General features: G+C 63.0%; 27 protein-coding genes, 2 pseudogenes and 2 riboswitches. Of the genes and pseudogenes, 10 read left to right on the top strand and 19 right to left on the bottom strand.

The window, feature by feature from the left end; translation table 11 throughout:
• Positions 1–118 precede the first annotated feature (118 nt).
• The 4 genes and pseudogenes from C7W88_RS24790 to C7W88_RS12175 all read left to right on the top strand — a co-directional run.
• Positions 119–561, top strand: a pseudogene (locus C7W88_RS24790) (ATP-grasp domain-containing protein); the annotation flags it as partial.
• 42 nt (positions 562–603) lie between these two features.
• Entirely contained in the window at positions 604–996 is a 393-nt protein-coding gene (locus tag C7W88_RS24785) for a hypothetical protein (protein WP_370073241.1), read from the top strand.
• Positions 993–2465, top strand: a complete 1473-nt coding sequence (locus C7W88_RS12180; RefSeq protein WP_118073731.1) for a biotin carboxyl carrier protein — start codon at positions 993–995, stop codon at positions 2463–2465. The genes C7W88_RS24785 and C7W88_RS12180 overlap by 4 nt, the downstream gene beginning before the upstream one ends.
• Positions 2462–3304: an HAD-IIA family hydrolase gene (locus C7W88_RS12175; protein ID WP_118073730.1), complete on the top strand. Its 843-nt coding sequence runs from the start codon at positions 2462–2464 to the stop codon at positions 3302–3304. The genes C7W88_RS12180 and C7W88_RS12175 overlap by 4 nt, the downstream gene beginning before the upstream one ends.
• On the opposite strand, the gene C7W88_RS12170 is transcribed toward C7W88_RS12175, so the two are convergent.
• Positions 3301–3582, bottom strand: a complete 282-nt coding sequence (locus C7W88_RS12170) for an HNH endonuclease (protein ID WP_118073729.1) — start codon at positions 3580–3582, stop codon at positions 3301–3303. The genes C7W88_RS12175 and C7W88_RS12170 overlap by 4 nt on opposite strands.
• Before the next feature lie 7 nt (positions 3583–3589).
• Positions 3590–4483, bottom strand: a complete 894-nt coding sequence (locus C7W88_RS12165) for a DMT family transporter (RefSeq protein ID WP_240344615.1) — start codon at positions 4481–4483, stop codon at positions 3590–3592.
• Between the two features lie 177 nt (positions 4484–4660).
• Here C7W88_RS12165 and C7W88_RS12160 point away from each other — a divergent pair, with 177 nt between their 5' ends.
• Complete coding sequence (locus tag C7W88_RS12160) at positions 4661–5668, top strand: glycosyltransferase family 2 protein (protein WP_118073727.1); 1008 nt, start codon at positions 4661–4663, stop codon at positions 5666–5668.
• Between the two features lie 63 nt (positions 5669–5731).
• Here C7W88_RS12160 and C7W88_RS12155 read toward each other — a convergent pair whose 3' ends face one another.
• Genes C7W88_RS12155 through C7W88_RS12140 form a run of 4 tightly spaced genes read right to left on the bottom strand, consistent with a single transcriptional unit; the run spans position 5732 to position 9260 of the window.
• Positions 5732–6763 carry a DUF354 domain-containing protein gene (locus C7W88_RS12155; protein WP_118073726.1) on the bottom strand — a complete coding sequence of 344 codons (1032 nt, stop codon included), beginning with the start codon at positions 6761–6763 and terminating at the stop codon, positions 5732–5734.
• Positions 6747–7022, bottom strand: coding sequence for a hypothetical protein (locus C7W88_RS12150; RefSeq protein WP_162896025.1), 276 nt, complete (start codon positions 7020–7022; stop codon positions 6747–6749). The genes C7W88_RS12155 and C7W88_RS12150 overlap by 17 nt, the downstream gene beginning before the upstream one ends.
• Positions 6992–7627: a hypothetical protein gene (locus tag C7W88_RS12145; protein ID WP_162896024.1), complete on the bottom strand. Its 636-nt coding sequence runs from the start codon at positions 7625–7627 to the stop codon at positions 6992–6994. The genes C7W88_RS12150 and C7W88_RS12145 overlap by 31 nt, the downstream gene beginning before the upstream one ends.
• Before the next feature lie 43 nt (positions 7628–7670).
• The gene (locus C7W88_RS12140; protein WP_118073723.1) at positions 7671–9260 is read right to left on the bottom strand and encodes a glycosyltransferase family 39 protein; all 1590 of its coding nucleotides are present in this window, start codon (positions 9258–9260) and stop codon (positions 7671–7673) included.
• A gap of 229 nt (positions 9261–9489) precedes the next feature.
• On the opposite strand from C7W88_RS12140, the gene C7W88_RS12135 reads away from it, so the two are divergent.
• Positions 9490–11034 (top strand): CpaF family protein, encoded by a 1545-nt coding sequence (locus C7W88_RS12135; protein ID WP_118073722.1) that lies wholly within the window; start codon positions 9490–9492, stop codon positions 11032–11034.
• A 7-nt stretch (positions 11035–11041) separates the two neighbouring features.
• Here C7W88_RS12135 and C7W88_RS12130 read toward each other — a convergent pair whose 3' ends face one another.
• Complete coding sequence (locus tag C7W88_RS12130; RefSeq protein WP_118073721.1) at positions 11042–11260, bottom strand: hypothetical protein; 219 nt, start codon at positions 11258–11260, stop codon at positions 11042–11044.
• Positions 11261–11321: 61 nt separating this feature from the next.
• Here C7W88_RS12130 and C7W88_RS12125 point away from each other — a divergent pair, with 61 nt between their 5' ends.
• Together C7W88_RS12125 and C7W88_RS24365 are read left to right on the top strand one after the other, a co-directional pair.
• Complete coding sequence (locus C7W88_RS12125; RefSeq protein ID WP_240344613.1) at positions 11322–12236, top strand: DMT family transporter; 915 nt, start codon at positions 11322–11324, stop codon at positions 12234–12236.
• A gap of 88 nt (positions 12237–12324) precedes the next feature.
• The gene (locus C7W88_RS24365) at positions 12325–12456 is read left to right on the top strand and encodes a hypothetical protein (protein WP_255355086.1); all 132 of its coding nucleotides are present in this window, start codon (positions 12325–12327) and stop codon (positions 12454–12456) included.
• A gap of 60 nt (positions 12457–12516) precedes the next feature.
• Here C7W88_RS24365 and gcvPB read toward each other — a convergent pair whose 3' ends face one another.
• From gcvPB to C7W88_RS12065, 12 genes and pseudogenes are all read right to left on the bottom strand, one after another.
• Positions 12517–14070: an aminomethyl-transferring glycine dehydrogenase subunit GcvPB gene (gene gcvPB, locus C7W88_RS12120; RefSeq protein WP_118073720.1), complete on the bottom strand. Its 1554-nt coding sequence runs from the start codon at positions 14068–14070 to the stop codon at positions 12517–12519.
• Complete coding sequence (gene gcvPA, locus C7W88_RS12115) at positions 14067–15425, bottom strand: aminomethyl-transferring glycine dehydrogenase subunit GcvPA (RefSeq protein ID WP_118073719.1); 1359 nt, start codon at positions 15423–15425, stop codon at positions 14067–14069. The genes gcvPB and gcvPA overlap by 4 nt, the downstream gene beginning before the upstream one ends.
• Positions 15426–15429: 4 nt before the next feature.
• A complete protein-coding gene (gcvH, locus tag C7W88_RS12110; RefSeq protein WP_118073718.1) occupies positions 15430–15801 on the bottom strand; it encodes a glycine cleavage system protein GcvH in 372 nt (123 codons plus the stop codon).
• Positions 15801–16954: pseudogene (gene gcvT / locus C7W88_RS12105) on the bottom strand (glycine cleavage system aminomethyltransferase GcvT). Before gcvT ends, gcvH begins: the two are co-directional and overlap by 1 nt.
• Positions 16955–16987: 33 nt before the next feature.
• Positions 16988–17112, bottom strand: a riboswitch (glycine riboswitch).
• Positions 17113–17213, bottom strand: a riboswitch (glycine riboswitch).
• Between the two features lie 53 nt (positions 17214–17266).
• On the bottom strand, positions 17267–17944 hold the full coding sequence (locus tag C7W88_RS12100) for an NAD(P)H-binding protein (RefSeq protein WP_118073717.1): 678 nt from the start codon (positions 17942–17944) through the stop codon (positions 17267–17269).
• Complete coding sequence (locus tag C7W88_RS12095) at positions 17937–19106, bottom strand: deoxyguanosinetriphosphate triphosphohydrolase (protein ID WP_240344937.1); 1170 nt, start codon at positions 19104–19106, stop codon at positions 17937–17939. Before C7W88_RS12095 ends, C7W88_RS12100 begins: the two co-directional genes overlap by 8 nt.
• A 10-nt stretch (positions 19107–19116) precedes the next feature.
• Positions 19117–19806 (bottom strand): aspartate/glutamate racemase family protein, encoded by a 690-nt coding sequence (locus tag C7W88_RS12090; RefSeq protein WP_118073715.1) that lies wholly within the window; start codon positions 19804–19806, stop codon positions 19117–19119.
• Between the two features lie 79 nt (positions 19807–19885).
• The gene (locus tag C7W88_RS12085) at positions 19886–20206 is read right to left on the bottom strand and encodes a hypothetical protein (RefSeq protein WP_118073714.1); all 321 of its coding nucleotides are present in this window, start codon (positions 20204–20206) and stop codon (positions 19886–19888) included.
• The gene (locus C7W88_RS12080) at positions 20206–21618 is read right to left on the bottom strand and encodes an NAD(P)(+) transhydrogenase (Re/Si-specific) subunit beta (RefSeq protein WP_118073713.1); all 1413 of its coding nucleotides are present in this window, start codon (positions 21616–21618) and stop codon (positions 20206–20208) included. The genes C7W88_RS12085 and C7W88_RS12080 overlap by 1 nt, the downstream gene beginning before the upstream one ends.
• Entirely contained in the window at positions 21618–21902 is a 285-nt protein-coding gene (locus C7W88_RS12075; RefSeq protein WP_011445494.1) for an NAD(P) transhydrogenase subunit alpha, read from the bottom strand. The genes C7W88_RS12080 and C7W88_RS12075 overlap by 1 nt, the downstream gene beginning before the upstream one ends.
• Before the next feature lie 11 nt (positions 21903–21913).
• Positions 21914–23029, bottom strand: coding sequence for an NAD(P) transhydrogenase subunit alpha (locus C7W88_RS12070; RefSeq protein WP_118074750.1), 1116 nt, complete (start codon positions 23027–23029; stop codon positions 21914–21916).
• Positions 23030–23048: 19 nt separating this feature from the next.
• On the bottom strand, positions 23049–23171 hold the full coding sequence (locus C7W88_RS12065) for an aa3-type cytochrome c oxidase subunit IV (protein ID WP_118073712.1): 123 nt from the start codon (positions 23169–23171) through the stop codon (positions 23049–23051).
• A gap of 168 nt (positions 23172–23339) precedes the next feature.
• Here C7W88_RS12065 and C7W88_RS12060 point away from each other — a divergent pair, with 168 nt between their 5' ends.
• On the top strand, positions 23340–24758 hold the full coding sequence (locus tag C7W88_RS12060) for a sigma-54 dependent transcriptional regulator (RefSeq protein ID WP_118073711.1): 1419 nt from the start codon (positions 23340–23342) through the stop codon (positions 24756–24758).
• Between the two features lie 19 nt (positions 24759–24777).
• Positions 24778–25371, top strand: a complete 594-nt coding sequence (locus C7W88_RS12055; protein ID WP_370073131.1) for an SDR family NAD(P)-dependent oxidoreductase — start codon at positions 24778–24780, stop codon at positions 25369–25371.
• Positions 25372–25403: the final 32 nt, after the last annotated feature.

The raw sequence follows: 25403 nt of genomic DNA, 5'->3' as shown, positions 1-25403 counted from the left end.
TGGGCGACAAGCTCGCAGCCCGCGCGCTCGCCGTTGAAGCGGGCCTCCCCGTGCTACCGGGGGCGAGGCCGCAACGCGTGCAGACGTCCATTCCCGCGCTGCGCAAACTGGCTATCCGTTGTTGCTCAAGGCCGTGGCCGGTGGCGGTGGCAAAGGCATGCGCCGCGTGGATCGGCCCGAAGATCTCGACAGCGCACTCGACATGGCTCAGGCCGAAGCGCAGGCCGCGTTCGGCAACAGCGCAGTCTATGTCGAGCGCTTCGTTGCGCGGGGACGCCATGTTGAAGTGCAGCTTCTTGGCGATGGCACCAATGCCATTCACCTCGGGACGCGCGATTGTTCGATCCAGCGGCGCTTCCAGAAGCTGGTCGAAGAAGCCCCTGCCCCGCGATGCCTCTGGAGGCCCGCGCAGGCATCGAACAAGCCGCCGTCCAGCTCGCCCACCACATTGGTTACCGCGGCGCCGGAACGGCCGAATTCCTGGTCGATGCCGAGGACTTCTCGTTCTACTTCCTTGAGCTCAACGCGCGTATCCAGGTCGAGCACCCTGTGACCGAGGCAATCACGGGCGTCGACCTGGTCGAGCAGCAATTGCTGGTCGCCATGGGCAAGCCGCTGTCCCTGACGCAGGCGATGGTACGTCCTCACGGCCACGCCATCGAAGTGCGCATCAACGCCGAGGACCCCGAGGCCGATTTTCGCCCTTCCCCGGGATGTGCAGTTCGCGCTGCCTGGCCTGCTGGCGAGGGCGTGCGCGTGGACACGCACATCGGCATCGGGGGCGAAGTGCCACCGTTCTACGATTCGCTCATGGGCAAGCTGATCGTGCACGGCGAGACGCGCGAGCAGGCCGTGGAACGGCTTTCCGACGCGCTGCGCTCGCTGCACATCGAGGGACTGCCCACCACCGCTTCACTCCATCGCCGTATTGTCGCCGATCCGCGCTTTGTTGCTGGCGGCGTTGATACCGGCTTCCTCACGGGACTTGCCCAATGACCGAGATCCGTCTCGTCGACGTCACCATGCGCGACGGCAACCAGAGCCTGTGGGGCGCGACCGGCCTCAATACCGCGCACATGCTGCAAGCTGCCGCGCTGACCGAAGCCTGCGGGTTCAGGGCCATTGATTTCACGTCGTCGAGCCACATGGCCGTGGCCGTGCGTTACTTCCAGAACAATCCCTGGGAACGCCTCCGCCGCATGTCGGCGGCCATGCCGACAACGCCGCTTCAGTTCATCACCACCGGCTTGCGCTTCATCGCCTGGCAGCAGGCCGATCCCGAGTTCATGCGTCTGGTCTACCGCGCCTTGCAGGCCAACGGCGTGGGGCGTTTTGTCCTGCTCGACCCGATGCACGAGGTGCCCGCGGTGATCGAGGCGGCGAAGCTGGTGAAGGAAGAGGGCAACGCCGAAGTGATGGCGGCGCTGACCTTCACGCTTTCCGAGATCCACACCGACCAGTTCTATGCCGATTTCGCGCGTGCCGTCGGGCAGAGCCCGAACATCGACCTATTCTATATCAAGGACCCGGCGGGCCTGCTCTCGATGGATCGCGCTCGCACGCTGGTCCCGGCGGTGAAGGCCGCGATCGGCAACCGCCCGCTCGAGATCCATGCCCATACCACTGTTGGCCAAGGCATGTTGGCGAGCCTTGAGGCGACAAAACTCGGCATTTCCGCGATCCATGTTGGCGTCGGCCCAGGTGGCGACGGCTCTTCTCTGCCGGAAGCCAATCGCATGGTTGCCAATCTCGAAGAGGCCGGTTTCTCGGTTGGCATCGACAAGGCTGCGCTCAAGCGCCTGACGTCCTACTGGCAGAGCGTCGCGCTGGCTGAGGGGCTTCCGCCGGGCACGCCGCAGAACTTCGACGCCAGCTTCCTGCGTCACCAGATCGCCGGTGGCGTGATGACCACGATCGCGCGCCAGCTCGAAGAGCTTGGCCTGTCGGACCGGATGAACGCGGTGATCGAAGAGACCGGGCAAGTCCGCGCCGACCTCGGCTTTCCGATCATGGTCACGCCTTTCCCGCAGATGGTCATGACCCAGGCCCTGTTCAACGTGATCGGCGAGCGGCGCTATGCGCAGGTATCGGATCAGGTCATCCGCTATTGCATGGGCAAGTTCGGCAAGCCCACTTCACCGGTCGACCGGGAAGTGCTCGCCACCATCATGGATCGCCCTCGTGCGCGTGAACTGGAGAAGGAACCAACCTTCCCTGCACTCGGCGATCTGCGCCGCCAGTTTGGCTACCACATGCCCGACGAGGAGTTCCTCCTTCGTGCAGTCATGCCCGCCGAACAGGTTGACGCCATGCTCGCGGCAGGTCGCTCCCGCGCGACCTATTCTCCCAAAGCCGCGCCAATCATTTCACTGCTGCGCAAGCTGGCGGCGAAGCCAGACGCACGTGACATCGTGATCGAACGCGGATCTTTCCGCCTTGCCCTCCATGCCGGAGCAGCGCTTTGACCCTTACTTCAGATTTCAAGGCTCGCCTGCGGGATGCAGCGGGCTTCATCTTCGACATGGACGGCACAATTGCACTGGGAGACTCCAAGAGCGGCGGTCACCGCGCCCTTCCCCATGCAATCGAAGTGCTGGGCACACTGAAAGATAGCGGGAAGCCGTTCGTCGTCTTCACCAACGGGACCGCCAAGCCGCCGGTGGCCTATGCAAATTCGCTGCGCAACGCGGGCTTCCCGGTGGACGATGACCAGATGCTGACACCATCGTCGTCGGCAGCGGTCTGGTTGGCGAAAAGCGGGATCGAGAAGGTTCGTGTTCTCGGTAATCCCGGGTGTGCAGCACCGCTGATCGATGCCGGGCTGAACGTGGTCGGCCCGGCAGAAGAGGCCGACGGGGTCGAGGCGGTCTATACCGGCTGGTTCCGGGAGTTCGACTTCACTTCGCTTGAGGCGGCCTGCCATTCGCTTTGGCACGGAGCGCGTCTGGTTACCGCCAGCAACGTCCCGTTTTTCGCGACCGAGAATGGCCGCGCGATCGGTGCAAGCTTCCCGATCAACGCCATGCTGACCGCGATGACCCGCAAGCGCCCGCGCATCCTGGGCAAGCCTTCGAAGGTCGCTTTCGAGACGGCACTGACCATCATGGGCTTGCCTCGCAGCGCTTCGCAACACGTCGTCGTCGTCGGAGATGATCCGGCGCTCGAGATGCGCATGGCCAACGCCGTAGGTGCGCATTCCATTGGCTTGGCGACCGGCATCATGGGCGGCGATGTGGCCCTGCCCGAGAAGGATCGCCCAACAGTGCTGCTGAATGACCTCAAGCCTCTGCTCGACGTGCTCTAGCGCTTTCTTGCTGCGGTGGGCGCGTGAAAATCCGGGTCCTTGTTCGCTACCCACACCAGAAACCGCGCGATGTCAGGATTGGCCGTAAGAGCTTCGCGGTCAGCGCCAATGCGTCCAAGCTCGCTGTTCGAAAAGGTCGCATGGAGCGTCCGATGGCAGATCGGATGGACTGCTTCGGTCAGCCGACCGCCCCGGCTCTTGGGAACGGGATGATGGAACTCCACGCGCTTCCCCAAGCGCCGCCCGCAAAGCCAGCAGGGCCTGGAAGGCCCATCCATCAATCGGTCATGGCCGGTTCTGAAGGCGGCTTGCCAGCGCGCCACAGGTACAGCCCGCGCCGACGATGACCAACGCTCCGAATGCTGCCACGAAATCAGGGCGTTCGCCGAACAGTACCCAGCCGAACGCGCCGGCAAGCAGAAGCTGCACGTAAGTCATCGGTGCGATCGATGCAGGCCCGGCCCGCGTGGTCGCAACGTAAATCAGGGCGTGCGCGCAACTCGCCGAAACCGCGATTACCGCGCACTTGATGAGGACGGACGTTGGCAGCGCCGGTATCTGGAAGAAGTGGATGCCGCTTTGGTGGCCCGCCCACGTGCCAAGGCACAGGAAACCCGCGCCGATCAGGGCCACGTTGAACTGCATCGACAGCAAACTGCCGGTGCCGGCAACCTTGCGGTTTGCAACCATGAGCAGGGCCATGCCGCTGGCTGCGACGACCGGCAGCAATGCTACCGGTCCCAGCAGCGAAAGGTTGGGGCGCAGGATTACCAACACGCCCGTGAACGCTACCCCCGTTGCGATCCACGTTTCCTTGCGCATTGGCTCGCCCAACAGGATTGCCGAGAGGAGGGCCGTGATCATCGGGCTGGTAAACGAGATCGCGGTCGCCTCACCGATGGGCATCAGGTGGACTGCGCTGAAGAAGCTCATGGCCGATACCGCCACGCTCAAGCCACGCAGGATCTGCCAGCGCAGTCGCGGGAAGGCAAAACCCTTCGGCCCCTCTTGAACGAGGAGGATAACGCCAAGCCCCAGTGCTCCGAAGACATAGCGCAGCGCGCCAATAGCGGTCCCCGGCCACGCCCCGGCCATACTCTTTACCAGCACATCACCCAGCGAAAGCAGAGCGAAACCGCCCAGGGCAAATAGCAGTCCGGACCTGTGACTATCCTGCAAGATGCGAAATCCTGTTGCCCTTCAAGGAGCGGTTATTGATCATAACCAAAGTCCTAGCGGTATGGACGCGACACCTCCAGTGCCAAGTGCGGCACTTTACCCGCAGTTAACCATGGCAGCTTAGAAATACGGAGCTGCAGGGCACCGGGGGCCCGCGCAAGGACGGAAACGGGGCCCATGACCAAGCTTATCATCCAGATACCCTGCCTTAACGAGGCTGACAGTCTGCCTGACACACTGGTCGCCCTGCCCCGGCGCATCCACGGCGTAGACAAGATCGAGATACTGATCATCGATGATGGCAGTACCGATGGCACGGCCGACGTGGCGCGACGCTTCGGGGCGCACCATGTTGTCAGCCACCGCCGCAACCGCGGCCTCGCCGCCGCCTTCCAAAGCGGTCTCGACGCTGCCCTTGCCGCTGGCGCCGACATCATCGTCAACACCGATGCCGATGGGCAATACGCTGGTGAGGACATCGCCAAGCTCGTTGCGCCGATTGTCGCAAACGAGGCCGATCTGGTCATCGGTGATCGTGGCGTAGGGCGAAATGAGCATTTCGGACCGATCAAGCGCCGCCTTCAGCGTCTTGGCAGTGCCGTCGTGCGAAACCTCTCGGGCACCGAAGTCACTGATGCTGTCAGCGGCTTCCGTGCGATCAGCCGGGCGGCAGCGCAACGCATCACCATCACCACCGAGTTCAGCTACACGACCGACATGCTGATCCAGGCAGGCCGCAAGCGATTCAAGATCGTGAGCGTGCCGATCCGGACCAATGCCACCGAACGCCCTTCCCGCCTGTTCAAGTCCATTCCGCAGTTCATCATGCGCCAGCTGATGACCATGGGCCGGGCATACGCAACCTACAACCCGCTGCGCACGTTCGCCATGATTGGCGGTACCATTGCGCTTATCGGCCTGCTCCCGATCCTGCGGTTCCTGGCCCTGTGGACCATGGGCGACGGTGCCGGTCACATCCAGTCGCTCGTACTTGGCGGAGCACTGATCGTCCTGGGAACTCTGACAGGACTCCTCGGCGTACTGGCCGAACTCATCGGCGCGAACCGCAAACTCCTTGAAGCGGCACTGCAACGCCTGCACCGGCTGGAAGACCGTCTGGAAGGCCTCGGCACGTCGCCCGAACCATCCGGTCTTACTGCCCTCGACCATCGCGACGCAGCTTGAGGCCAACGGCCAACATCCGGGAACATCGCTGATCCTCGCAGGAAAGATTGCGGCTGAACGCTCCTATCTGCGCGCGAAACGGACGACGGCATCCACGATGTAATCCGCAAGGTTCGAGCAACGATGCAAGTACGCCTCGCGTGCTGCGTCGAACGCTGACCGGGATTGCGGCTCAAGCATATGTTCCACCTTTGCCATCAGTCGGGCGCTCCCCTCCTGGTGCAAGGCAGCGAGCACCCCGGCCGACTGCAGCTCACGCACCGTGCCCGGGTGGTCGGCACCGTCATAGATCGCAGGAGTGCCTAAAACGGCAGCTTCAAGTGCCATCGTAGCGCTCTCGCCGACATAGAGATCGCAGTGCGCCATCAGATCATGGATAGCGTTCGCCGGACCTTGGTAGAGACTGGCGGACAGATCGGAAGGCAGCGCGCGTTCCGTCGAGATGTGGACTTTGCCGATCTGGCTTAGCCGGTTGACGAGCATGCGGAGTTGATCATCGCTCCAGCCGGTCTTGCCAATGTCATGATTGGCGCGCCAGCTAACCGTGCGGACCAGGAAGTTGCGAGCCGAAGGATCGAGGCCGGCATTAATGGCATTGGCCTTGTCGGCACGAAAATTATCGGGATGGAAATACGACATTTCCTTGATCCCGGGGAACCGTGACGTCCGGCCGGCCGGAGTATCTCCCTGATAAGCTTCGGGCACGAACAAATGGCTGATGAAAGGCCATGTCAGCCGCGTCTGCAGCTTGGCGGTGTCCGTGTCGTAGAAGCTCAAGGATGGAATCCGCGTGACTGCGCCAACATGCGAAATCGCGACACCGCCAAACCCGATCATGACATCGGGCCTGAACCGAAGCGCCTCGATCCCCACCCGGATGTCCCTGGTCAACAATTCACGCGCCAAGCCGATCTTTCCCGCGCCGGCGACCGACACCGACTTGAACGGTATGCCAAATGAATCGAGCAACGTGCATGCCACATCCTTTTCGCGCGCCAGCACGAGCACATCCCAGCCGAGAGCCTGAAGTTTCCGCAAGGGATGGTAGAAGAATAGGACATCCGCCGGGTGGACGATATCAAACAAGACTTTCATCGGTGACCTCGGTCGACATTTTTCGCCTTACAGCCTGAGCCGCTCCAAAAGCGAGTCCTGCGGCGAATAAGCCCACTACCCGGCTGGCGCCAAGCGCGAGCACGGCTAAAGCCGGTTGCTCGCGCAGCATCAATGCCAGAAGGGCACCCGCACCTTCGGCAACCCCAAGCCCCCCAGGAACGACGCCAACGACGGCACCGAGGACGCTGCAAGCGGAATAGCCTAATGCTAGGAGAAAATCCGCTTCAAATCCCAGCATCGCCATACAAAGCCAGGTCCGCCCCCGGCAAGCAGTGTCATGCTCAGGCGAACCAAGACCGCGCCCAGCGCTCCGCCTGTTCCTCCGCCCCGTTGCAGGAACACGAGGCTGCCCGCCGTTGCGACCATCGCAAAGACAGCCAGCGGTACTGCGGCTTGATGACCGGCAAAGAGCAGCGAGATGACGCCTGCTGACACCCCGATCCACAACATGCTGCCAGCCAACAGAACGACAGAAACACGACCCGTGCTTACGCCAGCACCGGAAAGAGCCTTCGCCCGTAAAAGCAGCGCACCAGGCATCGGTAAGACGTTTGCCAAGGTTCCCAGAGATGTCACCTCAACCGCGGACAGCAGCATCAACCGGCGGCCACCGGCACGGGCAAGCAATTGCAGCTCGTTGGCATTCAGAATGACGGCTGGGAGCGAAACCACGAGGCTCAACAGCAACCATGGCAACGAAAGGTCAGCCCAGCGCAAGTCGAGGGACAGGAGCGAAAAGACCGTTGCAGCTAGAAAGAACAACAGGGCCGTGAGCAGCACCCACTTCCTGTGCCTTCTCCCTACCATCGCCAGCTTGTCTCGGAACACGATGATCCGGCCCACGAAAAGATCCGCGCGCGGCTTTCGCATTGGCGTTAGGCTCATCCTAGTAGTCCGTAAACAGGGCGCCTGGTGAGATCGAGGCGCGGGGCGCAGTAACATCCAGCCTCAGTATCACCTCCCCGTCCGATGGCACACCGACTGTGTGAACGCCTCGGGAGACCACAAGGCGGTCGCCATTGTGAAAAACCTTGCCATCGAACACGACGCTCTCGCCATTCACCCTGTAGTGTCCCGGCGTCGGGAAATGCATTTGGGTAGCGGCAGATCGAGACGCGAGCCGCTTGCCAGCCACCCAGACCAGATTTTGCCACAGAGGCACGAAATTCGCGCGCAACAGCGCAACGTCGCTCTGCGGCAGGCTTTCTGCCGAAGCGGGCATTTCGGGCGCAAGAGCCGAAGCGAGTACAGAGTTGTTTGCCAGCACAATGGCAAGATCGGACGTCGCCATCTTCTCGGACAAGGATGGATAGTTTCCTTCCTTGTAGGCCTTGAGTCCCCAATTCGATACGAGGATCGGCAAGGCGCGCTCGCGGTTGGAAACCATCCCGCAAAAATCCAGATAGGCGGCGTTGGGTGGGAGGACGCTTTCTATCATGCTTGAGACCGTGCGCTGGCGCGGCAACACACTGAAGTCCTCACGCAGCAGCATCACTGCCACTGACGCGCCGCTGCAGATCAACACGATCGCGTCTCGCCTGATGCGACAAAGCCATTCCATGACCGGTGCAATCGCCACTGCGAGCGGCGCAAACAGCATCACGAAGAAATAGGGGTAGCTGTTGCTGTAGACTGCCAGACACAGAAGTGGCAGGCACAGCGCGCCCAGCGTCAGGCGCTCCGCTCGATCAAGAGCGATTGCTTTCGTGGCCCGCTGGAACAGGATTCCTCCAGCCACCAGTTGCGGCGCAAATAGTGCCTGAAGCATCAGGTATCTTGCCTGTGGGAACAGGCCGACGCTGAATACAAAGGCACCAGCAGACTTCACTGTACGTGCGCTCGACGCGACAGGGGATTCGAGCAGGAACAGACTGTGCAAACCTATCGTAAAGGCAAATCCAAACGCCGCTCCTGCGCCGACATGCGCTGCGGACTGCACAAAGTGTCCAAGATTTCCGCGATCAGCCTGGCCAAACCAGAGCAGTGCAATGACTGCCGGCGCCAGGAGCACAGTCTTGATCGTGAATGCCGTGGCAACGCCGATCAGCACGCCTGCTGCAATCAGCTTTGCAAGGCGAGCCTCGCTTTGACGTGACAGAAGCACGCTAGCCAGCATGATCGCGGCCGTCGCGGGCGGGTCTGCCCTGAGCGCGGTCGCCTGGGTGAAGACATAGCCGCCTGAAGCATATACCAGCACGGATAACAGAGCGGCTCGAGGCGTAACAAAGCGTCGCGCAAGAACGAAGATCGATGCGCAAGTGACAAGGTTGCACATGGCCATGACGATCCGAGCGCCTACCACTCGATCGGCGGAGCTGAGCGGCAGCCACTCTGCCCAGGCTACAAGCCGCAAATAGGCGGTCTGGAGCGTCCGGTTTGGACTGCCGTGGCTGAACTCATACACGTGGTGGAGATGGAAGAACTCGTCCCAGTTGATGCCCTTGAAGAAGAGCACGGCGAACTGCGCGACCAGCACCGCGGCCAGGACTGCTGCGGCACCGCGGGAAAATCCTGCTGAACTTCCTGGGCGGATCGAGTGAGTGTCAGTTTCTTGCACCGGCGTGCAGATACATTGTCACCATTAAAATCCGGCTAACCATGATGGCCCCAGATGACCAACAGCAATTGCAACCGGGAAATCGCGGTTAGCGTTTCGTAAAACAATGTCTTGTAGGGAAATGGCAAGGCAAAGTGGGACACTGGGAATGAGCGCTTTCGGGCGGAAGAACGGTATTGCAGGCAACACCGGTGGGGGTCGCCCCTCGTTTGGTGTCGCACGGCCAATGCGCAGTGGCGAATCTGCAGCGCCGGTGCCTGCCGCACCTGCGACGGTGCCGATGCCCATGGGTGGTGACCAGTTCCCGCCGCTGCCACCGCTCGATCCTGTCGATACTCCAGTCAACGCCGCATCTCTCAAGGCTGACGCCCTAACGCGCCTTGCCGACCGTGCCAATGGCGTGAACGAAGGCGGCTATCAGGCCGAGGGCTTTGAAGCGTCGGTCCACAAGATCAAGGAACAGGTGCTGCCGCGCCTGCTCGAGCGTGTCGATCCGGAAGCGGCTGCCACGCTGACCAAGGACGAGCTTTCGGAAGAATTCCGCCCGATCATCCTGGAAGTGCTGGCCGAACTCAAGGTCACGCTCAACCGGCGCGAGCAGTTCGCGCTGGAAAAGGTGCTGATCGACGAGCTGCTCGGCTTCGGGCCGCTGGAAGAGCTGCTCAACGACCCTGACGTTTCGGACATCATGGTCAATGGCCCTGAACAGACCTACATCGAAAAGAAGGGCAAGCTCCAGCTCGCCCCAATCCGCTTCCGCGACGAAAGCCACCTGTTCCAGATCGCTCAGCGCATCGTCAACCAGGTCGGCCGCCGCGTTGACCAGACGACGCCATTGGCCGACGCCCGCCTCAAGGACGGTAGCCGCGTCAACGTGATCGTTCCGCCGCTGTCACTTCGTGGCACGGCCATCTCGATTCGTAAGTTTTCCGAAAAGCCGATCACGCTCGACATGCTGCGCGATTTCGGTTCGATGTCGGACAAGATGTGCACTGCGCTGAAGATCGCGGGTGCCTGCCGCATGAACATCGTCATCTCGGGCGGTACCGGTTCGGGCAAGACGACCATGCTCAACGCCCTGTCAAAGATGATCGACCCGGGCGAGCGCGTGCTCACCATCGAAGACGCCGCCGAACTTCGTCTGCAGCAGCCGCACTGGCTGCCGCTCGAAACGCGCCCGCCGAACCTTGAAGGCCAGGGCGCAATTACCATCGGAGACCTTGTGAAGAACGCCCTGCGTATGCGTCCTGACCGCATTATCCTGGGCGAAATTCGTGGCGCGGAGTGCTTCGACCTGCTCGCGGCGATGAACACCGGCCACGATGGCTCGATGTGCACGCTTCACGCCAACAGCCCGCGCGAATGCCTAGGCCGTATGGAAAACATGATCCTGATGGGCGACATCAAGATCCCCAAGGAAGCGATCAGCCGCCAGATCGCCGAATCGGTCGACATCATCGTCCAGGTCAAGCGCCTGCGCGACGGTTCGCGCCGCACCACCAACATCACCGAGGTGATCGGGATGGAAGGCGACGTGATCGTGACCCAGGAACTGTTCAAGTTCGAATACCTGGACGAGACCGAAGACGGCAAGATCATCGGCGAATTCCGTCCCTCGGGCCTGCGCCCCTACACGTTGGAAAAGGCGCGCCAGTTCGGCTTCGACCAGGCCTATCTGGAAGCGTGCCTCTGATATCGGATCAGGCCGCGAACCATTCCCTCGCGGCAAGGCCGAGGAATACGCAAGCTGCCAGAAACGCGATCATGTAGATCACGGTCCACGGCATGAAACCCACCGCGTCCAGGTTGACGCGGCGAAAGCGCCGACGCTCGGCCCAGACCGATGTCGTCGCGACGACGAGCGCCAGTGCTCCGGCTGCGAAGTGAAATTGCCAGATATGCGGGAACCAGTCTTCCATTGCTCGCCAGATGGGCAAGGAAGGGGTTGATCGCAAGGGGCAATGGCCTATTGCCCGGGTCATGCCCAAGCCGATGTCCACCGCGCGTGACCGCCCCATGTTGGCCCTCGGCCTGAGGCTGGTTGCGACGGTCCTGTTCTCGGTCATGCTGCTGCTGGTCAAACTCACTGGCGAGCGAAACATCGCGCTGCCCGAAACGCTGTTCTTCCGGCAGGCCCTGCCGGCGCTGTCCATCTTCGGGTGGCTGGCGGCGCGCGGGCAGATCGGGCGGTTACGGACGCAGCGGCCGTGGATTCACGCCCGGCGCGCACTTATCGGCGGCACCGGCATGTTCCTGACGCTGGGCGTGGTCCGGCTGCTGCCCCTGGCCGAAGCGACCATACTGGGCTTCACGACGCCGATCTTCGCCGTGATCCTTTCTGCGTTGTTCCTCAAGGAAAAGGTCGGTCCGTGGCGCTGGACCGCGGTCATCATGGGCCTGATCGGGGTAGTTGTCATTGCCGGGCCTGACACCACCAGCCTTCCGCCGTTCGGCGTTGCAGTTGGCATCGGCGCCGCCTTCATGGTTGCGCTGGTGACGATCCAGGTTCGCGACCTTGGCCGCACCGAGGAGCCGATCACGGTCGTGTTCTACTTCTCGGCGTTCAGCGCCCCGGTCCTCGCGCTGGGGCTGATCGGGCAGGATCTTGGCCATGACGCCATCGGATGGGCGATGCTGGCCGGGATCGGCATCTCCGGGTTGTTTGCGCAGATTGCGATGACCGCATCACTCCGCTTCGGCTCGGTATCGAGCGTCATCGTGGTCGACTATATCCAGCTGGCCTGGGCGACATTCTGGGGTTGGCTGATCTTCAATCACCTTCCGCCAGCAACAACCTGGCTGGGCGCGCCAATCATCATCGGGGCGAGCCTGCTGATTGCCTGGCGCGAGCATTTGCTGGCGCGCGCCCGGGAACGTGCCCCTTTGGCTGCGTAACGGAACCGGCCTTGAATTCCGGCGTTCTCCCTTTCGTCAAATCGTGAGGTTTCGTTCTCCTCACTCTAAAGTTCGAAAGGTGAAAGCCATGATCCGCAAGTTCGTATTTGCCACCATGATGGGTGGCCTTCTGCTTGGTGCGACTGCCTGCAACACCGTCCGCGGCGCGGGCGATGATCTGAAGTCGGCAGCCAATGAAACCGAAGAAGCGATCAACTGATCGCCCGGATGGTTGGGAAAAGGGCCGCTCCGGCAAGCCGGGGCGGCCCTTTTCGCATTCTCAGTCCTTGTAGACCAACTTGGGCTTGCGCGCCGCCAGGGTCTCGTCAAGCCGACGTCGCGGTGCCAGATGCGGCGCGGACTTGAGCATTTCGTCCCCTGCCCTCGCCCGCTGTGCGAGCGACCGCATCGCGCCGATGAACTGGTCGAGCCCGGCCTTGCTCTCGGTCTCGGTCGGCTCCACAAGCATCGCGCCGTGGACGACGAGCGGGAAGTATACCGTCATTGGGTGATAGCCCTCGTCGATCAGCCCCTTGGCAAGATCGTTGGTAGAGAACCCTTCGGCAAAGCCATCGTCCGAGAACAGCGCTTCGTGCATGCATGGTCCGGCACTGCCGAACGGTGCATCGAGCACATCATCGAGGCTGCGCAGAACGTAGTTGGCGTTCAGCACGGCATCGCCCGAGACCTGCCGCAACCCATCCGCACCGTGGCTGAGGATGTAGGCCAGCGCGCGGGTGTACATGCCCATCTGGCCGTGAAAAGCGCACATCCGGCCGAACGCCTGCGGATGCTCTTCATGCGCCTGCTCTTCCTCGATCAGCTTGATCGAGCCATCGGCCTGCCGCGCGGTGAACGGCAGCGGACCGAACGGGGAAAGCGCTTCGGACAGCACGACCGGCCCGGAACCCGGACCACCACCGCCATGCGGGGTCGAGAAGGTCTTGTGCAGGTTGATGTGCATGGCATCGACGCCAAGATCGCCGGGGCGCACCCGCCCGACTATGGCGTTGAAGTTCGCTCCGTCGCAATAGACGTAGCCACCTGCGGCGTGGACGGCATCGGCGATGATCTTCAGGTCGCGCTCAAAGAGGCCGCAAGTGTTCGGGTTGGTGATCATCACGCCTGCAACGTCAGGCCCGAGCCGCGCGGTGAGCGCAGCGGTGTCGACGCGCCCGTCCGGGGTGGCCGGGATATTCTCGACCTTGAACCCGGCGAAGGCAGCCGTTGCGGGGTTGGTGCCATGGGCACTTTCCGGCACAAGAATGACATCACGCGGATCACCCTTGGCTTCCAAGGCGGCGCGTATGCAAAGCAGACCACAGAGTTCGCCATGAGCACCGGCCTTGGGCGTCATCGCCACACCGTGCATGCCAGTCAATTCGATCAGCCAGTGCGCCAGTTCGTTGATCACGCCCAATGCGCCCTGAACGGTATGGACCGGCTGCAGCGGGTGCACGTCGGCAAAGCCGGGCATGCGCGCCACCTTCTCGTCCAGCCGTGGATTGTGCTTCATCGTGCAGGAGCCGAGCGGGAAAAGACCAAGATCGATCGCATAGTTCTGGCGCGAGAGGCGCGTATAATGACGCACCGTTTCCGGCTCCGACAGACCCGGCAGATCGGGACGTTCGGAACGGGCCATCGGCCCCAATGCCGAGAGATCGATCCCGTCGGTTGCTGGAAAGTCCACGCCCGAGCGATCGGCATTGCCGAGTTCGAACAGGAGCGCTTCCTCCAGCTGCAGCGCGCGGTTGCCGGTGAAGGTCTGGATGCCGTTGTCGGGCGCATTCTCGCCCATTGACGGACGCCATCCAGTGGGGTTGATCGCGTTCATGCCAGCACCTCCTTCAGCGCCGCGACCAGCGCAGCGATGTCTTCATCCGTCGTGCATTCGGTCGCAGCCACGACCATGCCATTCGCAAGGCTCTCTTCATTCGGGTAGAGTCGGCCGAGCGAGATGCCTCCGAGCACTCGGCGGTCAGCCAGTTCGCGCACGATCTGGCGCGCGTCGCGCGGCAGGGTCACGGCGAACTCGTTGAAATAGTGGCTGTTGACCACCGTCACGCCCGGAACTTCGGCCAGCGCCGCCGCCGTCTTGCGCGCGGCGAGATGGCTGAGCTTGGCCATGTCCGACAGACCCGAACCGCCGAGCAGCGTCATGTGGATCGAGAACGCCAGCGCACATAGTCCTGAGTTGGTGCAGATATTGCTGGTCGCCTTCTCGCGCCGGATGTGCTGCTCGCGGGTCGAAAGCGTCAGCACGAAACCGCGCTTGCCATCGGCGTCCACAGTCTCTCCACACAGGCGGCCGGGGATCTGGCGCAGGTACTTCTCGCGGCAGCCGAACAGGCCGAGATAGGGGCCGCCGAACTGGAGACCGACGCCGAGGGACTGCCCCTCACCCACGACGATATCGGCACCAAGGCTGCCTGGGCTTTGGAGCACGCCGAGCGCGACCGGCTCGGTCACCACCGCGATCAGCAGCGCGCCCGCGCCATGGGCGGCGGTGGCGATCTTTGCCAGATCGGGAATGCGGCCAAAGATGTCGGGGTACTGCACGACGACGCACGAGGTTTCAGCGTCGATCTTGGCGATCAGCGCATCATCGTCCGGCGCGGCCTCCAGAACCGGCGCGCTGGTGTCAAGCACGTCACCGGTGAACTTGGCCATCGTGCGCGCGGTTTCGACGTAGTGCGGATGCACGCCGCCCGAAAGCACGGCTTTGCCGCGCTTGCTGATCCGCCCAGCCATTGCGATCGCTTCCCAGCACGCCGTCGAGCCATCATAGAGCGAGGCGTTGGCCACGTCGGTCCCGAATAGTCTAGCAACCTGCGTCTGGAATTCGAACAGCACCTGAAGCGTGCCCTGCGCAATCTCGGGCTGGTAGGGCGTGTAGGCCGTCAGGAATTCGCCACGCTGGATTATGTGATCGACCGTGGCGGGCACGTGGTGGCGATAGGCCCCCGCACCGAGGAAGAACGGCACAGATCCGGCGGTGGTGTTGTTCGCCGAAAGCCGCGCCATATGGCGTTCGACCGCCATTTCGGTGGCGTGATTTGGCAGGCCAGCGATGGGCGCAGAGAGACGTGCCTCGGCTGGAACGTCGGCGAACAGCTCGTCGATCGACCCCGCACCAATGACCGAAAGCATAGCGCTCCGGTCAGCGTCGGTCAGTGGAAGGTAGCGCATGGGATCACAGCTCCGCGACGTAGGCCTGATAGGCGGCCTCATCCATCAGGCCTTCGAGTTCGGCGGTGTCGGACAGGGTCATCTTCCACAGCCAGCCCTCGCCCTCGGGGTCCGAGTTGACCAGTTCGGGCTGATCCTCGAGCGCGGCGTTTGCGACCGTCACCTTGCCCGAAACCGGGGCGTAGACGTCGGACGCTGCCTTGACGCTGTCGACCACCGAGGCGCTGTAGCCCTTGGCCACTTCGCTGCCTTCGCCGGGAAGCTCGACAAAGGTGATGTCGCCCAGCTGGCTCTGCGCGTAGTCGGTGATCCCGACAGTCGCTTCAGCGCCTTCAACCGCGATCCATTCGTGGTCCTTGGTGAAATAGCGGGTCATCAGGCGGCTCCTTTGCGATGGTAGCGATGGGTAACGAAAGGCATCGGGACGACGGTCGCGGCGAGCTTGCGGCCGCGCACGTCGATGGAAAGCGGGGTGCCGGGGCAGCGAGATCGACCGGCACATAGGCCATGGCGATGGGGCGCTCGAGACTGGGCGAGAAACCACCCGAGGTGATGGTGCCGACTTCGGCATCGCCAGTCAGCACCTTTGCCCCTTCGCGGGCAGCCATGCGGCCTTCGATGGCGAGACCGACCCGGCGCATCGCTGCACCCGACGTGATCAGCGGCAAGACTTGCTCCGCGCCGATGAAGCCGCCGCCGCTACGGCGGCGCTTGTTGATGCCGAACAGAAGTTCGGCGCTGACCGGATCGATGGTTTCGGTCATGTCATGGCCATAGAGCGGAAGGCCTGCCTCAAGCCGCAGACTGTCGCGCGCGCCGAGGCCGATTGGCTTCACCTGAGACTGGGCACAGATCAGATTCGCCAGCTCCGTTGCGTTCTCGGCGGGAACCGCGATCTCGAAGCCGTCCTCGCCGGTATAGCCCGAGCGGCTGATCCAGGCGTCTACTCCGCCCAGCTTGAACGATCCGCCGCGCATGAAAGTCAGCGCCGAAAGCGGAAGCTCGCCGGACACCAGCGGTTCGAGCGCTTCAAACGCCTTCGGCCCCTGAAGCGCGAACAACGCGCTGTCCTCAAGGTGATTGATCGTCACCGCATCGGGCAGATGCTCGCGCAAATGGCCGATGTCGTCCCACTTGGTCGCGCCGTTGACGACGAGGTAGAAGCCGGTGCCCCAGCGAGTGACCATCAGGTCATCGAGAATGCCTCCCTCTTCGTTCAGCAGCAGCGAGTATCGCACGCCGCCCACTGGCAGCGTCGAAAGGTCAATGGGCAGAACCGCCTCGAGCGCCGCCTCTACGCCATCCCCTGAGACATATAGTTGGCCCATGTGCGAGACATCGAAGAACCCGGCGCTGGACCGTGTCCACAGGTGTTCGGCGATGATTCCTTCGAACTGGACCGGCATCCAGTAGCCCGCGAAGTCGACCATGCGTCCGCCGCGCGCGCGGTGCCACGCATCTAGCGGCAAGACCAACGGGCCGACCGGCACGTCAGGGTCATTCTCGGAATTTTCGTATGTGTCGCTCACAAATATCAGTCCCGTGCAGTTCAGGCGCCATTCGGCGCCCCCTCTGTCACGGAAACCTGAGAGCTTTCCCCGCCCGCCTCTCCAGACGGGTTTGGTTGGGGTTACCCCTTCGGCGGCCCTTCCCTTTGCGGGAAGCGGCACTTTCCAGAGTGTCGCTATCGACCAACGCGGTCCATTTGCCTGAGAGATTCCGGGGCGGTTGCTCCTTCGGCGTCTCTCGACCCTGAACGAATCGAGAGAGCTCTCCCGCGCGATCAGCGACGGCTCCTATTCGTTGCAGTGCAGCGTGAAGTCAACTGTAGTGAGACGAGCTTATCCCCGGCGCAGGATGCGCTGCATCTCGTCGTGCTGATGAACGACGCGCCCGCGCTGTTTCGTGCCGGCGAGCCTGAGGATCACGCGGGCAACGTCGCCGGCCTTGGCTGAACGGTACTTTCTCAGGCTTCCAACCATCAGCAAGTCTACGAGAGGACTCAGGATCATCCCGATCCGTTCCGCCGGTCGTGCCGCACCTTCGCGCTTACCGCGCAAAAGGCCGGGCCGGATCAGGTCGAGGCGATCGAAATGCAGCTTTGCCAGCTTGTCCTCGACCTCGCCCTTGACCGAAAGGTAGAAGTTCTTCGACGAGAACTGCGCACCGACCGAGGATACCACGATCAGCTGCCTCGCCCCCGCAGCCTTTGCTGCCGCAGCGCACTCCAGCACCAGATCGTGATCCACGGCGCGGAAGGCCTGCTTGTCACCACCCACGGCCTTGATCGTGGTGCCAAGCGCAATCACCACGGTGTCCGGCCGCCCTGCAGCGATGGCATCAGGCCAATGCCCTGTATCGGACAGCAGCATTTCCATCCGCGCGCCTTTGGGCAACGGCACTTCGCGTCGGGCCACGGCAACGAGGTGAATGTCTGGCCGCCCGACAGCCTCGGCCATCACCGCACGGCCAACCAGCCCGGTCGCGCCGACGAGAACCACCCTCGTCCGCTCAGACATTGCGCAATCCTTCTGGTGCCTGTCCAAACAGCCTGGCGTAGCTGTCGATCGCATAGCGATCGGTCATCCCTGAAATGAAGTCCGCAATGTGCCGCGTTCGCGCCGGCTCTGCATCGGACAGCGTATTGCGCCAGCTTTCGGGCATCTGCGCAGGGTCACCAGCATAGGCCTTGAACAGCAGGGCAATCACGTTCTTGGCCCGGTCTGCCGTCTGGCATTGCTCTTCGTGCAGATAGAGCCGATCATACATGAACTGCTTGAGCGCCCGCTCTTCCTCGCCCATCGCTGGGGAAAACGTGGCCAGCGCACGGCCGGCCGCACGCACGTCTTCCACGCTGGCCACGCCGGTTTCCCTGATGTTCGCTTGCGCCGTGGCGATCACGTCATTGACCATGCGCCCGATCTGGCCCCGCACCAATTCGCGCAACAGCCGGTCTTGCGGAGCACCCGGAAACCGTCGCTCGATAGCACGCCATTGCTCGGCCAGCGAAGGCAACTGCAGCAGCTGGTCAAGGCACAGGAATCCTGCACGAAGACCGTCGTCGATATCGTGATTGTCGTAGGCAATATCATCCGAGATTGCCGCGACTTGTGCCTCCAGCGACGCGAACGAGCTGAGGTCCATTGGAAACGCAGCGTCCAGTTCCTCGAGCGCCCAGGTCGGCTTCAGGATCGGTCCGTTGTGCTTGGCCAAGCCCTCCAGCGTCTCCCAGGAAAGGTTCAACCCCTCGTGTCCGCAATAAGGGCTTTCGAGCCGCATCAGCACTCGCAGGGTGTTGGCGTTGTGATCGAAGCCACCAGCCTCGGCCATGGCCTCCTCCAGAGCATCTTCCCCCGCGTGGCCAAAGGGAGGATGGCCTATATCGTGCGCCAGGCACAAAGCCTCGGTCAGATCCTCGTCAAGGCCCAGCGCCCGCGCGATCACGCGCCCGATCTGCGCCACTTCCAGGCTATGCGTCAGTCGCACCCGATAGTGGTCACCATCGGGCGCGATGAACACTTGCGTCTTGTGGCGCAGACGCCGGAACGCAATGGAATGGATGATCCGGTCGCGGTCGCGCTGGAACGCGCTTCGTGGGCCGCGTGAAGCCTTGTCGTCCAGCCCGAACTCCCGCCCGCGCGTGCGCGCAGGGTCGCTGGCATAAGGAGCGCGGCCCTCGATCACGCTGCGGTCAACCGAGAATCCAGTCGACCGCGGCCTGCGCGTGGATGCGCGTGCCATCGAAGATTGGCAGGACGTTGGCGTCCACGTCGATCACCATGTCGAGCTCGGTACACGCCAGAACCGCGCCCTTTGCGCCGCGCTGGCCCATGTTGGTCAGCATGGTCTTGAAGGTCCGCTCAGCCGACCGCGATGCCTTGCCCAGCATCAGTTCGTCGTAGATGATCTTGTCCATCGCCTCGACTTCCTCGACCACCGGTGGCAGGAGGCTGACGCCATGCGCGACGAGGCGCTTGCGGTAGAAGCTCTCCATCACGACGTTGCGGGTGCCGATCAGCGTGGCGTTGCTGACGCCCGCTTCCTTCATCTTCGCGCCCACCGCGTCGGCAATGTGGATGACCGGCACGGACACTGCTGCCGCCACATGATCATAGACCTTGTGCATCGAATTCGCGCCGATCAGCAGCGCAGTCGCTCCGGCCTGTTCGAGCCTGCGGGCGCTGTCGGTCAGCACCTCGGCGGCATGGTCCCACTGCTCTGGCGTCGAGAGCCGGATCAGGTTGGTGAAGTCGAGGCTTTCGATCAGCAGCGGCGCACTGGCCGTCTTCGAGGTGCGCGCCTGCACCAGCTGGTTGATGTCTTCGTAGTAGGTGCGGGTCGAGACCCAGCTCATGCCGCCGATAAGGCCGATCTTGCGCAAAACGATAACTCCCCGGGCTTGGATGACAGGCCCCTGTTTGCACCGGCCTTACGAAAGGCCGCGCGGGAGGTCCAGAGCGCTAGCGCTTCTTCTCGGGCGCCAGGCCGCTCGCACAGAGCGCTGCGGCGCTTGTCGTAACGCCCAGCAGTTCGGCGTCGCCAAGGCGCTTCACCGTCGCCACATAATCCGCCAGTGCGCGCTTGGTGCCCTGCAACGCCTGCAGGCGCTGCAACTGTCCGATGCTCAAGCGATCGGTCATGCGCTCCGCCATGCAGGCGGCATTGGAATCGGAAAGGCCCGCATCGACAAGTGCCGAGCGGACCTTTCCATAAGCCAGTTTCGATGGCGCACAGGACGCCGCTACCAAGGCAATCGCGATGACGGCAGCGTCTTTGCGCATCAGTGCTGCAGCGCCTTGACGATGTCTTCGACCATCTTCTTGGCGTCGGCGAGGAGCATCATGGTCTGGTCCATGTAGAACACGTCGTTGTCGACGCCGGCATAGCCCACGCCGCCCATCGAGCGCTTGACGAAGAAGATCGTCTTGGCCTTGTCGACGTCGAACACCGGCATGCCGTAGATCGGTGAGGACTTGTCGGTCTTGGCGGCCGGGTTGACCACGTCGTTCGCGCCGATGATGAAGGCCACGTCAGCCTGCGCGAACTCGCTGTTGATGTCTTCCAGCTCGAACACTTCATCGTAGGGCACGTTGGCTTCGGCCAGCAGCACGTTCATGTGGCCGGGCATGCGGCCCGCCACCGGGTGGATGGCGTACTTGACGTTGACGCCTTCCTTCTTGAGCACGTCGCCCATCTCGCGCAGCGCGTGCTGCGCCTGGGACACGGCCATGCCGTAGCCCGGGATGATGATGACGTTCTCGGCTTCCTTCATCATGTAGGCCGCGTCTTCGGCAGAGCCGCGCTTCCACGGGCGCTGCTCCTTGGCAGCACCGCCACCGGCAGCAGCCTCGGCCCCGAAGCCGCCTGCGATAACAGCAAGGAACCCGCGGTTCATCGCCTTGCACATGATGTACGAAAGGATCGCACCCGAGGAACCGACCAGCGCGCCGGTGACGATCATCGCCGTATTGTGCAGCGTGAAGCCCATCGCCGCCGCAGCCCAGCCCGAGTACGAGTTGAGCATCGAGACGACCACCGGCATGTCCGCGCCGCCGATCGGGATGATCAGCAGGAAGCCGATGATGAACGACAGTACGGTGATCGTGGCGATCACCCAGGCCGACTGATCCTGCGTGAAGTATGCCACCAGGCCGATGATCGCGATCAGCGTGCCAAGGTTGAGCACGTGGCGCCCCGGCAGCAGGATCGGCGATCCGCTCATCTTGCCGGCTAGCTTGAGGAAGGCGATGACCGAGCCGGAGAAGGTGATCGCACCAATGGCGATGCCGAGACCCAGCTCGATCCGGCTTACCGGGTTGATCTGGCCGTCCGGCAGCATGATCCCGAAGGCGTCGGGGTTCAGGTAGGCGGCAAGGCCCACCAGCACGGCGGCAAGGCCGACCAGCGAGTGGAACGCGGCAACCAGCTGCGGCATGTCCGTCATCGCGATCTTGCGGGCGATGACGAAGCCGATGCCGCCACCGATGGCCAGCGCCACGATGATTTCCGGCAGGCTGGCAATTTCGTGCGTCAGCAGCGTGGTGACCACCGCGATGGTCATGCCGATCATGCCATAGCGGTTGCCTGCACGGCTCGTCGCCGGGCTGGAAAGCCCACGCAGCGCGAGAATGAAGAGGACGCCCGAGACCAGATAGGCCAGCGCCACCCAGGGAGAGACAGCGACGTGTTCCATCACTTCTTCTCCTTCTTCTTGTACATCGCCAGCATGCGCGCCGTCACGGCGAACCCGCCGAAGATGTTGACCGAAGCCAGCACCACGGCGCCCAGCCCCAGCCACTTGGCCGATGGGCTACCTGCAGCCGCCGAAGCGACCAGCGCGCCCACCACGATCACCGACGAGATCGCATTGGTCACCGCCATCAGCGGCGTATGAAGAGCCGGCGTGACCGACCAGACGACGTAATACCCGACAAAGCAGGCGAGCACGAAAATGCTCAGGATCGATATGAAGTCCATGGCTTTCCCCCTCAGCCGAGCAGTCGTTCGTTGACCACCTTGCCGCCCTGCGTCAGGCGGATGGCGTTGCCGATTTCCTCGTCCAGAACAGGCTTGCCCTGCTCCTTGTCCCAGAAGGCCGAGAGGAAGTTGAAGAGATTGCGGCTGAACAGCGCCGAAGCATCCGCCGGCAGGTGCGCAGGCGTGTTCGAATAGCCGACGATCTTGACGCCGTGCTTCTCGACCACCTCATCCGCCACCGAACCCTCGACATTTCCGCCCTGCGCCACAGCAAGGTCGAAAATGACCGAGCCCGGCTTCATCGTCGCGATCTGCGCGTCAGAGATCAGGCGCGGTGCAGCGCGGCCCGGAATTAGTGCCGTCGTGATCACGATGTCCTGCTTGGCGATGTGCGCGCTGACCAGTTCGGCCTGGGCCTTCTGGTATTCCTCGCTCATTTCGGTGGCATAGCCACCCGCGCCCTCACCCTCGATGCCGGCGACGTTCTCCACGAAGATCGGCTTGGCCCCGAGCGACTGGATCTGCTCCTTGGTGGCCGAACGCACGTCAGTCGCCGAAACTTGCGCACCCAAACGGCGCGCCGTGGCGATGGCCTGAAGCCCGGCAACGCCGACGCCCATGACAAAGCACTTGGCAGCAGAGACCGTGCCCGCCGCCGTCATCATCATTGGAAACGCGCGGCCATAAAGGTTGGCGGCGACCAGCACCGCCTTGTAACCGGCGAGGTTGGACTGCGAGGACAGGATGTCCATGCTCTGCGCGCGGGTAATGCGCGGCATGAACTCCATGGCGAGAGCTTCAAAACCGGCCGCAGCGTACGCATCAACCCGCGCGCGCTTACCGAAGGGATCGAGCCCGGCAACAATCCATGCGCCCGGATTGGCGCCAGCCAGCAGCTCAGGCTCCGGACCCTGCACGCCGAGCACGATGTCCGCGCCCTGCACCGCATTGTCCGTCACCTCGGCTCCTGCCGCACGGTATTCCTCGTCAGAGATCGAGGCGGTAATACCCGCCCCGGTCTCGACAGCCACCGTAGCCCCGAGGGCAATGAATTTCTTGCAGGTCTCCGGCGATGCCGAAACCCTGCTCTCCCCCGTCGCACGTTCCCGAAGGACGGCGATCTTTATTGCCCCCGCCACGGCGCTCTTACTGGATCACCAGGACGACCACGAAAACCAGCACGCAAATCGCTGGCGTGGCCCACTTTACCATGTTCACGAAGCCTTCGTAGGTCGACTTTGCAGCCTTGATGTCGTTTGCCGGAGCCATTCTCTTCCCCAAAAACCATGCGCCACTGGGGCGCGACGTGCATGCTCTAGCGGTGGCCGTCCCTGCGCTCAAGTGCGGAGCGGTCCTATCGCGCTTAATCGGGTCTTTACCCTATGACCTTAGACCGACGCTCCTGACGTATTTGCGGGGGAGTCAAAAGACTAGGTCATGCAGGAGCCCGAACAGCGCCTTCTCATGCTGATTGATGACGAACCCGCCCAGTGCCGCCTGATCTCGGCGCTGGCTTCGCGGGAGGGATGGCGCACGATCATCGCCCGCGATTCGGAAAGCGCAATCGCCACGCTCGGCACTCGCCAGGGCATGCAACTCGGCGCCATCATTCTCGACCAATGGGTTCCCGGCGACGATGCCTGCGCGCTGATCGCTGAATTGAAGGCACGCCGCCCTGCCCTTCCGATCCTGATGCTCACCACCAGCAACTCGCCACTGCTCGCGGTCGAGGCCATGCGCGCGGGCGCCACCGATTACCTGATCAAGCCGGTTGCGCCGGAACGCCTGCTCCAGGCCCTGCGCAGTGCAACTTCGCGCGAAACCGACGCCAGCGAACTGCAGCCCCTCACAGAGAAGTTCGGCACAGCGCTGGACTTCGATTCGATGATTGGTGCAACTCCAGCCTTCCGTGCCGCGCTGGCTGTAGCCGCGAAGGCAGCGCGGACCCATGGCAGTATCCTGATCGAAGGCGAAAGCGGCACGGGCAAGGAAATGCTGGTCCGCGCCATGCACGCCGCCAGCCCGCGCAGCCGCACCGCGCTCAAGACCATCAACATCGGCGGCATGCCTGCCAATCAGGTCGAATCCGCCTTGTTCGGACACGAAAAGGGCGCCTTCGCCGGAGCGTTCGAACGTCACGTAGGACTGCTCCAGCACGCCGACGGCGGCACCCTGGTGATCGACGAGGTCGATCGCCTGCCCGATACCGTGCAGGAGCGCATGATCCGCTTCCTCGAACGGGGCGACGTCCAGCCCATCGGCGCGCGTCATTCTTTCCGCGTCGATGTGCGAGTGATCGCCTGCGCCAATGCCGGCCTGCGCGACCTCGTCGAGACCCGCGACTTCCGCGCTGAACTCCACGCCTTGCTCAGCCAGACACAAGTCCTGCTGCCCGCCCTGCGCGAGCGCGCCGCCGATATTCCGGCGCTTGCAAGGCATTTCCTGACCCGCATCGGTGAACAGCCGGGCCTCAGGCCGCTGGGCATTACCGATGGCGCACTGGCACTGCTGTCGGCATACGATTGGCCCGGCAACGTCCGCCAGTTGCAAGCCACCCTGTTCCGCGCCGCCGTGTTCTGCGATGGCGAGGCCCTTACGGCACAGGACTTCCCCAGCCTTTCAAGCTTGATCGGGGAATCCAGCCGCCGTGCACCGAACGTCACCGATGGTGCCGGCATCACGTTATTCGCACCCGATGGCAACCTGCGACCACTCGAAGAGATCGAGGCCGACGTCATTCGCCTTGCCATCGGCCATTACCGGGGCCGCATGACCGAAGTTGCCCGCCGCTTGGGCATCGGCAGGTCCACCCTTTACCGCAAGCTTTCGGAACTGGGCATCGACAACGCCGCCTGACCCGCGCTAGCCTGCGGGCATGACGGGAACCACGGAATTTGCAGGGCGCGTCGCGCTCGTGACCGGCGCGGCATCTGGCATCGGGGCAAGCGCTGCCCGCTGGCTCGATGCGCAAGGTATCGAAGAACTCGTTCTGGTCGACATCGATCGTCCCGCGCTCGATCGCTTGGGTCTGGCCTGCAAGGCACGCCCTTTCGGCGGCGATGTCTCCGATCCGTCGCTGTGGAAACTGCTCGAGCGCGAAGTGCCGCGGATCGACTACGCCGTGCTCAATGCCGGCATTGCCAGCAATGGCGAAATCACGGACCTCGATATCACGGCGTGGCGCAAGACCCTCTCGGTCAATCTTGACGGGATGTTTCTCTCGCTGCGAACCGCCTTGCGCGCCATGAAGAAGGCCGAGAGCGGAGCCGTCGTGCTGACGGCGTCGGTGTCCGGTATAAAGGCGGCTGCCGGAACCGCTGCCTATTCAGCTTCAAAAGCGGCCACGATCCAGCTTGCCAAGGTCGCCGCTGCAGAAGCCGCTAGGTATGGTGTTCGCGTGAATGCCATCGCACCGGGCGGAGTCGACACCGGCATCTGGGACCGCGCCGAGTGGTTTGCCCCCTTGTAGAACAGCACGGTGGCCGAGCCGAAGCGCTTGCC

This window comes from Novosphingobium sp. THN1, from assembly GCF_003454795.1.
Classification (GTDB): Bacteria; Pseudomonadota; Alphaproteobacteria; order Sphingomonadales; family Sphingomonadaceae; genus Novosphingobium.
This window is presented reverse-complemented; position numbering and strand designations above follow the sequence as displayed.

Excerpts from the sequence above, each read along its gene's own strand:
- C7W88_RS24785 (WP_370073241.1), top strand. The coding sequence starts at position 604 with ATGGGCAAGCCGCTGTCCCTGACGCAGGCGATGGTACGTCCTCACGGC.
- C7W88_RS12180 (WP_118073731.1), top strand. The coding sequence starts at position 993 with ATGACCGAGATCCGTCTCGTCGACGTCACCATGCGCGACGGCAACCAG.
- C7W88_RS12170 (WP_118073729.1), bottom strand. The coding sequence starts at position 3,582 with ATGGATGGGCCTTCCAGGCCCTGCTGGCTTTGCGGGCGGCGCTTGGGG.
- C7W88_RS12160 (WP_118073727.1), top strand. The coding sequence starts at position 4,661 with ATGACCAAGCTTATCATCCAGATACCCTGCCTTAACGAGGCTGACAGT.
- C7W88_RS12155 (WP_118073726.1), bottom strand. The coding sequence starts at position 6,763 with ATGAAAGTCTTGTTTGATATCGTCCACCCGGCGGATGTCCTATTCTTC.
- C7W88_RS12150 (WP_162896025.1), bottom strand. The coding sequence starts at position 7,022 with ATGCTGGGATTTGAAGCGGATTTTCTCCTAGCATTAGGCTATTCCGCT.
- C7W88_RS12135 (WP_118073722.1), top strand. The coding sequence starts at position 9,490 with ATGAGCGCTTTCGGGCGGAAGAACGGTATTGCAGGCAACACCGGTGGG.
- C7W88_RS12130 (WP_118073721.1), bottom strand. The coding sequence starts at position 11,260 with ATGGAAGACTGGTTCCCGCATATCTGGCAATTTCACTTCGCAGCCGGA.
- C7W88_RS12125 (WP_240344613.1), top strand. The coding sequence starts at position 11,322 with ATGCCCAAGCCGATGTCCACCGCGCGTGACCGCCCCATGTTGGCCCTC.
- C7W88_RS24365 (WP_255355086.1), top strand. The coding sequence starts at position 12,325 with ATGATCCGCAAGTTCGTATTTGCCACCATGATGGGTGGCCTTCTGCTT.
- gcvPB (WP_118073720.1), bottom strand. The coding sequence starts at position 14,070 with ATGAACGCGATCAACCCCACTGGATGGCGTCCGTCAATGGGCGAGAAT.
- gcvPA (WP_118073719.1), bottom strand. The coding sequence starts at position 15,425 with ATGCGCTACCTTCCACTGACCGACGCTGACCGGAGCGCTATGCTTTCG.
- gcvH (WP_118073718.1), bottom strand. The coding sequence starts at position 15,801 with ATGACCCGCTATTTCACCAAGGACCACGAATGGATCGCGGTTGAAGGC.
- C7W88_RS12100 (WP_118073717.1), bottom strand. The coding sequence starts at position 17,944 with ATGTCTGAGCGGACGAGGGTGGTTCTCGTCGGCGCGACCGGGCTGGTT.
- C7W88_RS12085 (WP_118073714.1), bottom strand. The coding sequence starts at position 20,206 with ATGCGCAAAGACGCTGCCGTCATCGCGATTGCCTTGGTAGCGGCGTCC.
- C7W88_RS12080 (WP_118073713.1), bottom strand. The coding sequence starts at position 21,618 with ATGGAACACGTCGCTGTCTCTCCCTGGGTGGCGCTGGCCTATCTGGTC.
- C7W88_RS12075 (WP_011445494.1), bottom strand. The coding sequence starts at position 21,902 with ATGGACTTCATATCGATCCTGAGCATTTTCGTGCTCGCCTGCTTTGTC.
- C7W88_RS12065 (WP_118073712.1), bottom strand. The coding sequence starts at position 23,171 with ATGGCTCCGGCAAACGACATCAAGGCTGCAAAGTCGACCTACGAAGGC.
- C7W88_RS12060 (WP_118073711.1), top strand. The coding sequence starts at position 23,340 with ATGCAGGAGCCCGAACAGCGCCTTCTCATGCTGATTGATGACGAACCC.
- C7W88_RS12055 (WP_370073131.1), top strand. The coding sequence starts at position 24,778 with ATGACGGGAACCACGGAATTTGCAGGGCGCGTCGCGCTCGTGACCGGC.